This window comes from Allomuricauda sp. M10 (assembly GCF_020782875.1).
Classification (GTDB): Bacteria; Bacteroidota; Bacteroidia; order Flavobacteriales; family Flavobacteriaceae; genus Flagellimonas.
The window spans coordinates 128494-143008 of sequence record NZ_JAJGBN010000002.1; the positions used below are offsets into that span (position 1 = coordinate 128494).

At 43.6% G+C, this 14515-nt stretch carries 13 protein-coding genes; 7 read left to right on the top strand and 6 right to left on the bottom strand.

All coding sequences use genetic code 11. The annotated features are described in order from the left end of the window. Positions 1 to 23: 23 nt before the first annotated feature. On the bottom strand, positions 24 to 1277 hold the full coding sequence (locus LKX84_RS05725; RefSeq protein WP_228236179.1) for an LVIVD repeat-containing protein: 1254 nt from the start codon (positions 1275 to 1277) through the stop codon (positions 24 to 26). Between the two features lie 209 nt (positions 1278 to 1486). On the opposite strand from LKX84_RS05725, the gene miaB reads away from it, so the two are divergent. The 7 genes from miaB to groL all read left to right on the top strand — a co-directional run bounded on the left by miaB (position 1487) and on the right by groL (position 8235). After that, on the top strand, positions 1487 to 2950 hold the full coding sequence (gene miaB / locus LKX84_RS05730; protein WP_228236180.1) for a tRNA (N6-isopentenyl adenosine(37)-C2)-methylthiotransferase MiaB: 1464 nt from the start codon (positions 1487 to 1489) through the stop codon (positions 2948 to 2950). Positions 2951 to 3047: 97 nt separating this feature from the next. Next, positions 3048 to 4334 (top strand): sigma-54 interaction domain-containing protein, encoded by a 1287-nt coding sequence (locus tag LKX84_RS05735; RefSeq protein WP_228236181.1) that lies wholly within the window; start codon positions 3048 to 3050, stop codon positions 4332 to 4334. Between the two features lie 27 nt (positions 4335 to 4361). Next, positions 4362 to 4883, top strand: coding sequence for an LptE family protein (locus LKX84_RS05740; protein WP_228236182.1), 522 nt, complete (start codon positions 4362 to 4364; stop codon positions 4881 to 4883). A 7-nt stretch (positions 4884 to 4890) separates the two neighbouring features. Beyond that, on the top strand, positions 4891 to 5781 hold the full coding sequence (locus LKX84_RS05745) for a hypothetical protein (protein ID WP_228236183.1): 891 nt from the start codon (positions 4891 to 4893) through the stop codon (positions 5779 to 5781). Positions 5782 to 5790: 9 nt separating this feature from the next. After that, on the top strand, positions 5791 to 6159 hold the full coding sequence (gene secG, locus LKX84_RS05750) for a preprotein translocase subunit SecG (RefSeq protein WP_119647919.1): 369 nt from the start codon (positions 5791 to 5793) through the stop codon (positions 6157 to 6159). Positions 6160 to 6304: 145 nt separating this feature from the next. Next, complete coding sequence (gene groES / locus LKX84_RS05755) at positions 6305 to 6583, top strand: co-chaperone GroES (RefSeq protein ID WP_119640084.1); 279 nt, start codon at positions 6305 to 6307, stop codon at positions 6581 to 6583. Positions 6584 to 6606: 23 nt separating this feature from the next. Further along, positions 6607 to 8235, top strand: a complete 1629-nt coding sequence (gene groL / locus LKX84_RS05760) for a chaperonin GroEL (RefSeq protein WP_163635672.1) — start codon at positions 6607 to 6609, stop codon at positions 8233 to 8235. A 327-nt stretch (positions 8236 to 8562) separates the two neighbouring features. Here groL and LKX84_RS05765 read toward each other — a convergent pair whose 3' ends face one another. From LKX84_RS05765 to LKX84_RS05785, 5 genes are all read right to left on the bottom strand, one after another. After that, the gene (locus LKX84_RS05765; RefSeq protein ID WP_228236184.1) at positions 8563 to 10293 is read right to left on the bottom strand and encodes an efflux RND transporter periplasmic adaptor subunit; all 1731 of its coding nucleotides are present in this window, start codon (positions 10291 to 10293) and stop codon (positions 8563 to 8565) included. A gap of 5 nt (positions 10294 to 10298) precedes the next feature. Continuing rightward, positions 10299 to 11006, bottom strand: a complete 708-nt coding sequence (locus tag LKX84_RS05770) for a hypothetical protein (protein WP_228236185.1) — start codon at positions 11004 to 11006, stop codon at positions 10299 to 10301. Positions 11007 to 11012: 6 nt separating this feature from the next. Next, on the bottom strand, positions 11013 to 13514 hold the full coding sequence (locus LKX84_RS05775; RefSeq protein WP_228236186.1) for a heavy metal translocating P-type ATPase: 2502 nt from the start codon (positions 13512 to 13514) through the stop codon (positions 11013 to 11015). Between the two features lie 64 nt (positions 13515 to 13578). Continuing rightward, positions 13579 to 14130, bottom strand: coding sequence for a helix-turn-helix domain-containing protein (locus LKX84_RS05780; RefSeq protein WP_228236187.1), 552 nt, complete (start codon positions 14128 to 14130; stop codon positions 13579 to 13581). 32 nt (positions 14131 to 14162) lie between these two features. Further along, the gene (locus tag LKX84_RS05785; protein WP_228236188.1) at positions 14163 to 14507 is read right to left on the bottom strand and encodes a heavy metal-binding domain-containing protein; all 345 of its coding nucleotides are present in this window, start codon (positions 14505 to 14507) and stop codon (positions 14163 to 14165) included. Positions 14508 to 14515: the final 8 nt, after the last annotated feature.

The window sequence follows — 14515 nt, forward strand, 5'->3', positions numbered from 1 at the left end:
GTTTTTATTTTTTAGAAATCCTATCAATCCAAACCAATCTGGCTCAACAGTTTAATATTGTTGTCCAAATATTCATATTGATACAGGACTCCGTCCCCTACCATGATCAAATGACTTTCCAACGGAATCACATCAAAGGTGACAATGTCTTCAAAATGGTTTAATTGCTGAAGATCATGGATATCGGTTTTATCATAAACCTTCAACCCTGAAGCTCCATCACAAACAAATAGCTTTTCATCCTTGATGCCTAATCCGTACGGACCATCCAAAGGATAGGATTCGGCTAGGACCGGACTTTCAATGGTACTGATGTCCACAATGAAGAGTCCACTTTCCGTTGCACCACACCAGTTACCTCCGCGAAGGGTTACATAAGCATAATCCCCATCCACCACCACGGGATCACAAGCGGTTCCATGTTGAAATTCGGATACGAACGTTGGCGTTGCAGGAGTGGTAATATCATAAATGTACATGCCGCGCATGCTGCCCAAAAAAAGGTAATTGCCTTGATTGAAAATGGTCTCAATATCGAATCCAGCGAATACATCCTCCAAATCCTTGGGATTGTCCAAATCGGAAATATCAAAAATGTTGATGTTATGGCTATCCACAGCGTACAAGTATTCCGCCACAATCTTGAATCGGGCCAACGAACCTCCTTGTCCTGTGCCGCTATCGGACGATTCTGAGGCGGCCAAACCATCCATCAGCACAAAGTCACCGTTTCTTTGTTCCACCTCCGATTTTAATCTTCTTTCGGTTGTGGTCTCCCAACCCACAACAATCTCCATATCATAGTCATAATCTTCGTACTCGAACAAATCGGCCTCCATCGGAAAAAATACGTTGTTGTACAGTACATCTTCCAACCGATTGACCTGCTGAATGTTATTGATATCGGATATATCAAGAACTACAAGATCCATCATGCTATCCGCAAACAAGTAATCATTTTTGATGGAGATATCGATATTTCCGGGAATGTTGATAAACCCAACTTTTACGGGTTGTTCTGGATTGCTATTGTTGATGACATGGATACCTCGGTATTTATCATTGATAAAGATGTATTCGCCGTAAGCATACACTTTTCCCGATTCTTCAATAGGTTTGGGCGCAATGATGGTAACGCTGGTGGCAAATTCCGCCTTGGTCATGACCAACGGTCTGGCCACGATATATTCGGCATATTGATCATCCGAATTATCATTGGAACAGGAAACCAAGAACAGTATGTTCAGGGACATTAAAAGGAAAAGGGTCTTTTTCATAGCGGTTTGTGTTTTAATCACATAGATGGAAATTTCATGAAAAGTTGCGCCATGTACGGCCGAAAATTTACTACGACCTCTACATGAATAAAGGCATCAACGGACGTAAACCAAGATGATTAACGGTTTCCTCAATTTAATCTTAAAAAATACTGCCATATTGTCACTAAAATGGAATAAGCACTATCTTTGCACCCCATTGAAGTAATATGATCAAGGACGAAAGCGTAGAGAAAATGATAGACGAGAGCCAACAGGGAACTCCCTTGGCGCTTCAACATAATGATAAAAACACCCGCAAACTTTATATTGAAAGTTATGGGTGCCAGATGAATTTTTCCGATAGTGAGATCGTGGCCTCCATCTTGTCCAAGGAAGGTTTTAACACCACCCAACTGTTGGAAGAAGCTGATTTGGTATTGGTGAACACCTGCTCCATTCGTGAAAAGGCGGAACAGACCGTACGCAAGCGTTTGGAAAAATTCAATGCCGTAAAAAAAATAAATCCGGGAATGAAAGTCGGCGTTTTGGGCTGTATGGCCGAACGTCTGAAAAGCAAATTCCTGGAAGAAGAAAAAATTGTGGACATGGTCGTGGGTCCCGATGCCTACAAAGACCTGCCCAACCTGATCCAAGAAATTGATGAAGGCCGAAACGCCGTGAACGTGATCCTCTCCAAGGACGAAACTTATGGCGATGTGGCCCCTGTTCGTTTGAACAGTAATGGTGTCACTGCATTTGTATCCATCACCCGAGGTTGCGACAATATGTGTACTTTTTGCGTGGTGCCTTTCACCCGTGGCCGTGAACGCAGCCGCGACCCACAATCCATTTTGGAAGAAGTGAACGACCTTTGGGAAAGGGGTTTTAAGGAAGTGACCCTTTTGGGTCAGAATGTGGACAGTTACCTTTGGTATGGCGGCGGACTCAAGAAGGATTTCGAGAAAGCCTCGGAAATGCAAAAGGCCATATCGGTGAACTTTGCCAAACTTTTGGAAATGGTGGCAGAGGCACAACCCAAAATGCGTATCCGTTTCTCCACCTCCAACCCGCAGGACATGACCTTGGATGTGATCGAGAGCATGGCCAAATATGACAACATCTGCAAATACATCCACTTGCCCGTTCAAAGTGGTAGCAATAGGATTTTGAAGGAAATGAACCGTCTTCACACCCGCGAGGAATATTTTGAACTGATCGACAACATCAAAAAAATTATTCCCGATTGTGCCATTAGTCAAGATATGATCACCGGATTCCCAACAGAGACCGAAGAAGATCATCAGGACACCTTGAGCCTTATGGAATATGTAAAATACGATTTCGGTTTTATGTTCGCCTATTCTGAAAGACCCGGAACCTTGGCAGAACGCAAAATGGAAGACGATGTTCCCGAAGAAACCAAGAAAAGACGTCTATCTGAAATCATCGACCTGCAACAAAAACATGCCCACTTCAGAACCCAAGAACACTTGGGCAAGGTTGAGGAGGTGCTGATCGAAGGACCTTCCAAAAGATCCGACGCCCACTGGATGGGTCGAAATTCGCAGAACACCGTAGTGATATTTCCAAAGGAACACTACCAAGTGGGCGATTTTGTCAACGTAAAGATCAATGAATGTACTTCGGCCACCTTGATCGGTGAGGCCTTGGAGTATTCAAAAAATAATTAACCACTTTTTGTTTCCCGGTTTGTTCACTGAGCGTAGTCGAAGTGCAAATCGGAATGCAAGAAAGAAAAGACACCTGCCGATGCAGGCAAAATAGAAAATGGAAAGTGTACAATCCATAAAACAACGGTTTGAGTTGATCGGTAACGATGTAAAACTCAACCGGGCCATAGAAAAAGCCATTCAAGTGGCACCAACGGACATCTCAGTTTTGGTGACAGGGGAAAGTGGGGTTGGAAAAGAATCCATCCCCAAGATCATTCATTCCCTATCGCACCGTAAACATGCCAAATATATTGCAGTAAACTGCGGGGCCATTCCCGAAGGGACCATAGACAGTGAACTTTTTGGACACGAAAAAGGCGCCTTTACCGGGGCCACCCAAACCCGAAGCGGTTATTTTGAAGTAGCTGATGGCGGGACCATCTTTTTGGACGAGGTAGGGGAACTTCCCCTCACCACGCAAGTACGTTTGCTCCGTGTATTGGAAAATGGGGAATTCCTGAAAGTAGGTTCTTCCCAAGTACAAAAGACCGATGTGCGCATTGTGGCCGCAACCAACATCAATATGTTCGAGGCCATCAAAAAGGAAAAATTCAGGGAAGACCTTTATTATAGGTTGAGCACCGTGGAAATCCATATTCCACCGTTAAGGGAAAGACGGGAGGACATCCACTTGTTGTTCCGAAAGTTCGCTTCGGATTTTGGACAGAAATACAAGATGCCCACCATCCGTTTGGAAGATGATGCCGTGCATTTGTTGCTAAAATATCACTGGCCCGGGAACATCAGACAGTTGCGTAATATTGCCGAACAAATTTCAGTATTGGAAGAAAACCGCACCATCTCCGCAGCCACTTTGAACAGCTATCTGCCCGATGCCGCCGGTTCCAATTTACCTGCCGTGGTGGGTCAGCCTAAGAAGGAAAGCGATTTCAGCAATGAACGGGAAATTCTGTACAAGGTTTTGTTCGATATGAAAAGTGACCTGAACGACCTTAAGAAATTGACCTTGGAACTATTGAAGGACAACGACACTTCCAAAGTGCAGAAGGAAAACGAAAACCTGATCCGAAAAATTTACGGCAACCATGATGAGGAAGAGGACATTGATCTAGAGGAAAATGTGGCAACCGAAGTTTTAGGGCTCCCAGAACCGGTGATGGAAGCTACAACTTCATCTGGTGTAGTGCTGCAACCCCAAGAGGACCGATATCATTTTGCCGAAGAAATCCAAGAGGAAGAAACCTTATCTTTACAGGAGAAGGAAATCGAATTGATCAAAAAATCGTTGGAGCGTAACCGCGGTAAGAGAAAAGCTGCGGCAGCTGAACTGGGCATTTCGGAAAGAACCCTTTACCGAAAAATTAAACAATATGATCTTTGATCTTCGATTAAAATGATTGCAAAACACATGAACATACAAAATGGATTTAGGGTCGCAGTGTTGGGAATAACCTTATTCCTTTCCGGTTGCGGGGCCTATAATTTTTCTGGAGCCGATGTTGGCGAAGCTAAAACCTTTCAGGTGAACTTTTTCCAAAATTACGCCGATCAAACTCCGGGTTCCGTGATTGTACCTGGATTGGACAGGGATTTTACTTTGTCCCTTCAGGATATGATCAACAACCTTACAAGCCTTTCTTTGACCGGAAACAATGGAGATTTGCTCTACGAAGGTGAAATTGTGGAATACAAGGTCATCCCGATGACGGCCACTTCCGATCAACGGACCGCGCAGAACCGACTCACCATGAGCGTGAACGTTCGATTTTTCAACAAGAAAAAACAGGACAACGATTTTGAACGAAGGTTCTCCTTCTTCTATGATTTTGATGCCGCCGCATCCCTGACATCGGTTCAGTCCGCGGCACATGAAGAAATTTTTGAACGACTGACACAGGATATTTTCAACGCATCCTTAGGTAATTGGTAACTACATTATGAACGTTTCGGATTTTATACATATTCTTCAGAACTCCAATACCATCCTTTCCCCGAAACAAACACGGGAACTGGAGGATATGATCGAGGAATATCCCTATTTTCAAGCGGCAAGGGCCTTGCACCTGAAAGGGTTGAAAAATCTGGACAGCTACAAATACAACAATGCCCTAAAGGTAACCGCAGCGTACACCACGGACCGCGATGTCCTTTTTGATTATATCACTTCCAACGAATTCGTTCAGAACAATATCGCCGACGCCATTGCGGGAAGAGGCTCTAAATTGGAGGACCAAAAGGCTATATCCGAAGAAATTGAACCCAACCCACATGCAGAAAGTATGTTGGTGGAATCCGAGGAACCAGCATTACCTCAAAACCTTCAAGATGCCGAACAGATTCTGAATCCAGAACTCTTTAAGACCAGGCCAAAGGAGGAGCCCGTAGTTCCCATTGAAAAGGAAAAAACTTCTAAACCTGAAAAGGAACTCAATCTGGGCAAACCCATTCCCTTCACCAAAAAAGAAAAGCATTCGTTCACGGAATGGCTGCAACTAACCTCCAAAACCGAGGAACAGGAAGTTGAGGAAAACGGGATGGAAGAACTGGAGCGGAAGAAGAAATTCGAGCTTTTGGACAAGTTCATCGAAAACAATCCCAAGATCGTACCTGCCGAAAATATGAACCCCAAAGTCAACATTAAAGAGTCCACGAAGTTCGATAAAAACGAGTTGATGACCGAGACGTTGGCCAAGGTGTATTTGGAGCAAAAAAAATATAAAAAGGCAATTCAAGCCTTTAAAATATTGAGTTTGAAATATCCAGAAAAAAGTGGTTTCTTTGCAGACCAAATTCAGGCGGTGAAGAAGCTGCAGAACGAAAAAGAGTAAAATAAAGAAATGAGCACGTTTACAATTTTTTTGATATTGATCATTATCGTGTGCCTTTTATTGGTGTTGGTCATCATGGTCCAAAACCCTAAAGGTGGTGGTTTGTCCTCTTCATTTGGAGGTGGAGGAACCCAAGTTGTGGGCGGTGTAAAGAAGACTGGTGACTTTTTGGACAAAAGTACCTGGACCCTTGCCACCCTGTTGATTGTGTTGATCTTACTTTCCAACGTTTCCTTGAAAGGAAACTATGGCAGTGCAGATTCCAAACTGTTGCAGGGCGATGACATTGAGTCGGTTCCAGAAACGGTTCCTGAAGAAGTGCCAGAACAACTTCCACCTGCCGGTAACACCAATCCAACGGATACTATCGGAGGATAATTCGAAGTGACAAAGTATACCAAAATGCCAGCTTGAATGACAAGCTGGCATTTTTGTTCCACAGAATGTCAGTTTTTGCGCATTGGCACAATTTCTGCCCAATTGATTCGAGAATTTTTAAATCAAATACCTAAAAATTAATAATATGGCTAAAGTAAATATCAAACCATTGGCAGATAGGGTGCTGATTGAGCCGCTACAGGCCGAGACCAAGACTGCCTCAGGTATCATCATTCCTGACAATGCAAAGGAAAAACCACAAAAAGGAACCGTAGTGGCCGTTGGCCCTGGCACCAAAGATGAAAAGGTGACCGTTAAGGTAGGTGATACCGTGCTTTATGGAAAATATGCCGGGACCGAACTTAAATTGGACGGTACCGACTATTTGATGATGCGAGAGAGTGATATTTTGGCAATTGTTTAATCAAAAAAATCAACTAAAGAGACATGGCAAAAGATATTAAGTTTGACATAGATGCACGTGATGGCCTGAAAAGAGGCGTTGACAAATTGGCCGAGGCCGTTAAAGTTACCTTGGGCCCTAAAGGTAGAAACGTCATCATCAGCAAAGCTTTCGGCGCACCCCAAGTAACCAAGGATGGTGTTTCCGTGGCAAAAGAAATTGAATTGGAAGACGCCCTTGAGAACATGGGTGCTCAAATGGTGAAGGAAGTTGCTTCCAAAACCAACGACCAAGCCGGTGACGGTACCACTACCGCAACCGTTTTGGCACAGGCCATCGTAAAAGAAGGTCTTAAAAACGTTGCCGCAGGTGCAAACCCAATGGATTTGAAACGCGGTATCGACAAAGCTGTTGAGGCTTTGGTAGTGGACTTGGAAAAACAAGCCAAAAAAGTAGGCAACGATTCTGATAAGATCAAGCAAGTTGCCTCTATTTCTGCCAACAACGATGAAGCCATCGGGGATTTGATCGCCACCGCTTTCACCAAAGTTGGTAAAGAAGGTGTGATCACTGTGGAAGAAGCCAAAGGTACAGATACATATGTAGATGTTGTTGAAGGTATGCAGTTTGACCGCGGTTACCTTTCTCCTTATTTTGTGACCGATACCGATAAAATGGTTGCCGATCTAGACCATCCTTATATCCTTCTTTTTGACAAGAAGATTTCCAACCTTCAAGAGATTCTTCCGATCCTTGAGCCAGTAGCTCAGTCAGGAAGACCTTTGTTGATCGTTGCCGAAGATGTGGAAGGTCAGGCTTTGGCCACTTTGGTAGTGAACAAATTGAGAGGTGGACTTAAAATCGCGGCTGTTAAAGCTCCAGGTTTTGGTGACAGAAGAAAGGCCATGTTGGAAGACATCGCTATCTTGACCGGTGGTACCGTTATCTCCGAAGAAAGAGGTTTCTCTTTGGAAAATGCTTCTTTGGATATGTTGGGTACTGCTGAAACCGTGACCATCGATAAGGACAACACTACAATCGTGAACGGTTCTGGTAAACCTTCTGACATTAAGGCAAGGGTAAACCAGATCAAAGCCCAAATCGAGACTACAACTTCTGATTACGACAAAGAGAAATTGCAAGAGCGTTTGGCTAAATTGGCCGGTGGTGTTGCCGTTCTTTATGTTGGAGCCGCTTCCGAAGTGGAAATGAAGGAGAAGAAAGACCGTGTGGACGATGCCTTGCACGCTACCCGTGCCGCTGTTGAAGAAGGTATTGTTGCCGGTGGTGGTGTTGCTTTGGTAAGGGCCAAAAAAGTCCTAGAAAAATTGACTACCGACTCTTTGGATGAAACCACAGGTGTACAGATCGTTGCAAAAGCCATTGAGGCTCCATTGCGTACCATCGTAGAAAATGCTGGTGGTGAAGGTTCTGTTGTAATCTCCAAAGTTTTGGAAGGCAAAAAGGACTTCGGTTACGATGCCAAATCAGACAAGTATGTAGATATGCTTGAGGCTGGTATCATCGATCCCAAAAAAGTGACCCGTATCGCTTTGGAAAATGCCGCTTCTGTTGCTGGTATGATCTTGACCACAGAGTGTGCCTTGACCGACATTAAAGAGGATTCCCCAGCTGGACCTCCAATGGGTGGCGGTATGCCAGGCATGATGTAATGCGCAACGCATTTATATAAAAATAGGACGCCCTGATTTTCATCAGGGCGTTTTTCTTTTTGTTTAGTAGGGAATCCACTAGTGGACCCAAGTACCAAGTTACTTTTTCTTACCAGTAGCTTGGGTAGTCTTCTTAGCAGCTGGTTTTACAGCTTTTGCAGGAGATGACTTTCCAGTTGACTTCGCTTGTTTCATGAGTCAAATAAATTAAAAACTATAGTAAATGTATTTCAGTTTTGAATCCAAAAATTTTTATTGGCTAAATATTAACTAAAATCCTTTCAAAAATTCAAGAAAATTAAATGCAATAACTTGTATTTCAGCAATTTAATCCATTTCAGCAACCACACTTCCACAGGTAAGCATAGCATCACCATAATAGGGATTTTTGATTTTCTTTTCAAGGCTCAACCAATTGGCTCCCTTATTATTGTCCGCCATAGGACAATGTTGCACATATAGTTTTTTGCCAATTCCCTTCATCTGATTACCGATCAAAATCATGTTTTCCGACAATGAGATAAAAACTTTGCGTTGTTCCTCAATCGTAGCTTTTTGGGTCATTGTTTTAAAATCCTCTGCCACCTTAGATGCATGGGATTGGCCCATGGCATCCATTTCTTTGGAAACCAATTCCTTTGCTTGCTTTGCCCCTGTTTCTGCCAATTGCTTCACTTTTTGTTGGTCAGAAGCCACCAAAGCATCCTTTAATTGCAGGTAATTGTCCAAAAGCCCATCAAATGTTTGTTGGGCCGCTTTGGAAAAATCCATTTTCATCCCAGTGGCCCCATGACCTTCATGCCCGGTCATGCTCATTTCTCCTTTGGGGTTCATCATGGATTTTTTGCCTTGTAACTGAGCGGCGGCGTCTACTGTGAAAGTTCCTTTTGCCACTACTTCTTCGCCTGAATCTAATCCTGAATGTACCTGATAATTACCCTCCATCAAATTACCCAATTCTACCTCCCTAAGTTCAAAAATAGGCTCGGTTGGATTTGGTTTAACATAGACTACGGAACGTTTTCCTGTCCAGAGCACTGCACTTTCTGGAACGGTCAACATTTCCTTGGCCCCATGATTTGCAACATCAATTTTACCCTGTACAAACATACCAGGTTTCAAAAGGCCTTTTTTATTATCGAGTTCGACCCTCACTTCCACTGTTCTCGTGGCATTATTCAAAAGGGGGTCTACAAAAGAGATGGTCGCACCAAAGGTTTCGTTGGGATAGGCACTGGTAGTCACTTCCATGGACTGTCCTTTTTTAAGTAGTGACAACTGGCTCTCATATGCATCAAAAATGGCCCAAACCGAATTAAGATTGGCCACTTTTACCAAAGACATACCGGTCTTTACATAATCTCCTTCTTCTACCATTATGGAGGACACTACACCCGAAACATTGGCATACACCGGAAAATTTTCCACTACTTTACCCGAGGCTTCTATTTGATCTACTTGGCTATCGGACAATTTCCACAATTTAAGTTTGTTGCGAACGGCCGTATACAATTGTGGTTGAGTGGATTTCAATCCAGAAGCAGTTAAAAGTTCTTGTTGCGCTGCTACCAATTGTGGTGAATAGATAGTGGCCAATTTTTGCCCTTTTCGCACTTCCTCCCCTTCAAAATTGATGTTCAATTGCTCAATCCTTCCATCAAAATAGGCCGATTGCACCGCGTCCGATTCTTGGTTTACCGCAACTTTTCCGGATAATTTTAGCTGGTCCGCGCCAGCATTTCCGGAACCGATCACTACCGTTTCCACCCCTGCCAAGGCAATGGCATTATCCGTCATTTTAATTTGATTTTGGGACAAACCCTCGCCAGCAGCATCTGCCGGGATCAAATCCATGCCACAAATGGGGCAGCTACCTGGTTCGGGTTGCATGATCTGCGGATGCATGGAGCAGGTCCACATCTGTCCCGAGGCCATTTCGGCTTCATGATCGTGGTCGGGTTCCGATTTTGTTTCGGAGCCATTTCCAAAAATAAGGTATCCCAAGAACAGTCCTATGACCACTGCGATCCCTACGTAAACTAGATTTTTATTTTTCATACCAATTATTTTTTTCGTTGTATGCGTTTCCTAATAGTTGGGGAAGATGTGAACCACAACAAAAATCCACTCAAAACCGTAATTAATCCCAAAAGGGAAAATGCCCGCAAAACCGTTGTGTTAAAATCGTCCCTTCCCTCATAATCCATAGTGTGGGTCATCCAAAGAAAATCGAACCAACGCCAGTTCCGATGCCTTACCGTTTGAAAAGATCCATCGGCCACGGAAACATAAGCCTTGATATTTTCTGGGGAATCATAAGTGATAACATAGGCAGGCAACCTTTTCTCCCTATATTCATGGTGCTTGTCGGTTTCGGTCAACAAGCTCACCTCTTTTACTTTTAGGTGATGTGCCATTTGTTTTTTGGCAACGGCCAAGGCTTCATCTTTAGTGATACCTTCCTTGACTTCACCACTTCTTGCATCTACCAAAATCTCATTGTTGATCCAATAGTATGGTTTGCCATCAATTTCCTTTAAACTCACCGAACTGATCTTGGACGGTACATTAATTTGGGATAGGCCTATCAATCCATCAAAAGCCATCGGTTCATGATGCATATTTCTAAAATGGTCGCCGTGGATCTCATCAATATCCGTCCAACTAAAATAAAGTCCACTTGCGGTCCACAGGATGAATTGGATGCCTAAAAACAGTCCCAAATATCTGTGGGCCTTACGAATCTTGATTGCGGTGTTGCGTTTTACCATTATGTATTAGTCGATTGATTTTGTTCTTAACCTTAAGGCGTTGGTGATTACGGAAACAGAGCTGAAACTCATGGCCAAGGCTGCAATCATGGGTGAAAGCAAAATACCAAAAATAGGATAGAGCACTCCCGCTGCCACCGGAACCCCGATGGTATTGTACACCAAGGCAAAGAATAGGTTTTGTTTGATGTTTTTCATGACAGCCCCACTCAGGTTTCTAGCTTTCACGATACCGTGTAGATCTCCTTTTACCAAGGTGATCATAGCACTTTCTATGGCCACATCGGTGCCAGTGCCCATGGCAATACCCAAGTCACTTTTGGCCAATGCCGGCGCGTCGTTAATACCATCCCCTGCCATGGCCACTACTTTTCCCTCGGATTGAAGTCGCTCTACTTCCTTCATTTTGTCTTCGGGAAGCGTTTCGGCTTTGTAATCATCCAAATTCAACTCTTGGGCCACGGCCTTGGCTGTGTTTGCATTATCCCCAGTGAGCATGATTACTGAAATACCTTTCTCTTGAATTGCCTTGATTGCTTTGGCACTGGTTTTCTTGATCTTGTCTCCAATGGAGACATAACCTTGACAAACCCTGTCAATGGCAAGGAAGGAAACTGTCATTCCCTGTTCTTGGGATTTTTTCACTTCTTCCTTCATGCAATCTTCAACCACAACCTTTGCCTTTTCCATCAACTTTAAATTGCCGAGATGGACTTGCTTGTCCTTGACCGTTCCTTCAACCCCCATACCGGAAACGGCATTGAATTTTTCAGTCTTTAAAATTTGAATATTGTTTTCCTTCCCGAATTGCACGGTTGCTTGGGCCAAGGGATGTTCGCTATTGACATTGATCGAGACCGCGTATTGCAAAAGTTGTTCAGAAGTATAGGCATCGCCAAAAGTACCCAAATGATCAAAAGTCGGTTTTCCTTCGGTAATGGTTCCCGTTTTGTCCACAATTAGGGTATCCACTTTGGCCATTTTCTCCAAAGCCTCGGCATTTTTGATCAATACCCCATTTTGGGCTCCTTTCCCAACTCCTACCATGACCGACATTGGCGTAGCCAATCCCAAAGCACACGGACAGGCAATGATCAACACCGCAATGGCATTGATCAAGGCAAAAACATAGGGCGGTTGTGGTCCAAAAATGGCCCAGACGGCAAAAGTGATGATGGAAATAATTACCACGGTAGGCACAAAATAGGCCGATACCCTGTCCGCTAAATTTTGAATGGGTGCCCTGCTTCGGCTCGCATCGTTCACCATGTTTATGATTTGGGAAAGCAGAGTATCACTACCCACTTTTTCGGCCTTCATCAAAAAGGTTTGGTTCCCGTTGATTGTTCCACTGCTAACCTTGTCATCTACTGTTTTTTCAACAGGGATGGGTTCTCCAGTGATCATGGATTCGTCCACGGAGGTTTCCCCTTCGATAATGACTCCATCCACAGGAATTTTTTCACCTGGTTTTACCCTTAGGATGTTTCCCAATTCAATGGCATCGATGTGGACTTCCTTTTCCTCTCCATCTACCAATTTAGTGGCTTTGTTAGGAGCCAGTTTCAACAATTCCTTGACCGCGTTGCTTGTTTTACTATGTGCCCTGGCTTCCAACAATTGTCCCAAGAGAACAAGAGTAAGAATCACCGTTGTAGCTTCAAAATACACATGTACCGCCCCAGAATGATCCTTGAACTGGTCAGGGAAAACATCAGGGAACAGCAACCCTAGAATGCTAAATACAAATGCCACCCCTGCTCCCAACCCGATCAGGGTAAACATGTTCAAATTCCAAGTTTTTACACTTCTGTAAGCACGTTCAAAAAACATCCATGTTGCATAAAAAACTACGGGCAATGAAAGGGCAAATTGCACCCAGTTCCAATAGGTTGGGGATAAAACCCGATACAATGGATTATTGGGTACCATATCGCTCATGGCGATCAAAAAGATGGGTAATGTGAAGCCAACGGCCAACCAAAACTTTTTCAGGAGTTTTTGATAGGTCTTTTCTTCGGAACTTGCCTCTGGCTTCATGGGAACCAGATCCATTCCACAGATGGGGCAAGATCCAGGCTCATCCTTAACCACTTCAGGATGCATGGGACATGTCCATTTTTCCTCTGACGACTTTGAAAGATTTTGTTCCTCCACCAGGTCCATCCCGCATACCGGACAATCGCCGGGTTTGTCATAAGTTTTGTCGCCCTCGCAGTGCATAGGGCAGTAAAAGGTACCCGTTCCTCCTTGGGTAGGTTGTTTTTTCTCCTTTTTAGGTTCATTTTGATGGTGGCCCGGCATGTGAATGCTATACCTGCCGCCATCTTGTGCCAATGCCTGCTCAAATGTTTCAAGGGGAATATGCTTCTCCATCTCAATCACAGCTTCGGCCTTTTCCAAATTCACCTCAACCGTGTCAACACCCTTTACTTTGGAAAGGGTTTGTTCAACATGGCTTCTACATCCATTGCAGCTCATTCCATGTATGTGATAGGTATGCTTCATCTTCTTATTTTTTTCAAAACTAAAGGATCGACATTCGCAGGCCTTTTACAATTTTGGGTTTCTTTTATACAATTTGATCCAACGATTTTCTGTTCCAATCCTGTACATTTCGATATTCGGACATGGACATTCCCGTGATTGTTTTGAACTGCTTTGCCAAATGACTGCTACTTTTATAGTTCAGGTCATAGGCTATTTCCGAAAAAGTTTTGTTGTCCATCTGAATTTCCTCCTTCACCTTTTCCATTTTTAGAAGGATAAAATATTTCTCAATCGTCAATCCTTCTTTTGCACTGAACATTTTGCTGAGTACCGAGTACTCCTTGTTCATCTTTTCCGAAAGGTATGTCGAGAGATTCTGGGAAAGATCCTTTTCAATAGCTTCAATCAGATATTTTTTAATGTCCGCTATGATGCTTTCATTCAAATTGGCTATCCATTCAAAGCCATTTTGATTCAGAATCTCTCGTATACGCTCTCTTTGGTTCGCCATGTTATTGGCAAATTGTATTTCACCCAAATCCATTTGTTCCACCACAATGCCTGCCTTCTGAAATTCATTTTTCAGAACGCTCTTACATCTGTCACATACCATATTTTTGACCTTGATGCGCATTGAAAATGGTTTTATGGGTTCAAATCGGTCTTTTAATTTTCGGCCTGAACCTCCTTGTAATCCTCGTTCAAAACATAGGTCATTCCACAAACAGGACATTTTCCTTCCGTGTCACTGCCACTTCCTTCGCAATGCATTGGGCACACATATTTGGAGGTATATTCCTTACCTTGTTTGTCTGCAGTTCCCATTTCATCCATGTTGTGGTCTTTATGGTCCATGCTGTCCATGTCATGGTCCTTGTGATCCATATCGTGGTCCATGGTCTCTTCCGTTGCAGCCTCATTGCTTTCAGCAGTTTTTCCTTTGCACGATACCGTAAGCACCAATACTGATGCAAATGCAATTCCGATAATTGTTCTGATGTTTGTTCTCATGTGATATA

Coding starts and splice junctions, on each gene's coding strand:
- LKX84_RS05725 (WP_228236179.1), bottom strand. CDS start 1,277: ATGAAAAAGACCCTTTTCCTTTTAATGTCCCTGAACATACTGTTCTTG.
- miaB (WP_228236180.1), top strand. CDS start 1,487: ATGATCAAGGACGAAAGCGTAGAGAAAATGATAGACGAGAGCCAACAG.
- LKX84_RS05735 (WP_228236181.1), top strand. CDS start 3,048: ATGGAAAGTGTACAATCCATAAAACAACGGTTTGAGTTGATCGGTAAC.
- LKX84_RS05740 (WP_228236182.1), top strand. CDS start 4,362: ATGAACATACAAAATGGATTTAGGGTCGCAGTGTTGGGAATAACCTTA.
- LKX84_RS05745 (WP_228236183.1), top strand. CDS start 4,891: ATGAACGTTTCGGATTTTATACATATTCTTCAGAACTCCAATACCATC.
- secG (WP_119647919.1), top strand. CDS start 5,791: ATGAGCACGTTTACAATTTTTTTGATATTGATCATTATCGTGTGCCTT.
- groES (WP_119640084.1), top strand. CDS start 6,305: ATGGCTAAAGTAAATATCAAACCATTGGCAGATAGGGTGCTGATTGAG.
- groL (WP_163635672.1), top strand. CDS start 6,607: ATGGCAAAAGATATTAAGTTTGACATAGATGCACGTGATGGCCTGAAA.
- LKX84_RS05765 (WP_228236184.1), bottom strand. CDS start 10,293: ATGAAAAATAAAAATCTAGTTTACGTAGGGATCGCAGTGGTCATAGGA.
- LKX84_RS05770 (WP_228236185.1), bottom strand. CDS start 11,006: ATGGTAAAACGCAACACCGCAATCAAGATTCGTAAGGCCCACAGATAT.
- LKX84_RS05775 (WP_228236186.1), bottom strand. CDS start 13,514: ATGAAGCATACCTATCACATACATGGAATGAGCTGCAATGGATGTAGA.
- LKX84_RS05780 (WP_228236187.1), bottom strand. CDS start 14,130: ATGCGCATCAAGGTCAAAAATATGGTATGTGACAGATGTAAGAGCGTT.
- LKX84_RS05785 (WP_228236188.1), bottom strand. CDS start 14,507: ATGAGAACAAACATCAGAACAATTATCGGAATTGCATTTGCATCAGTA.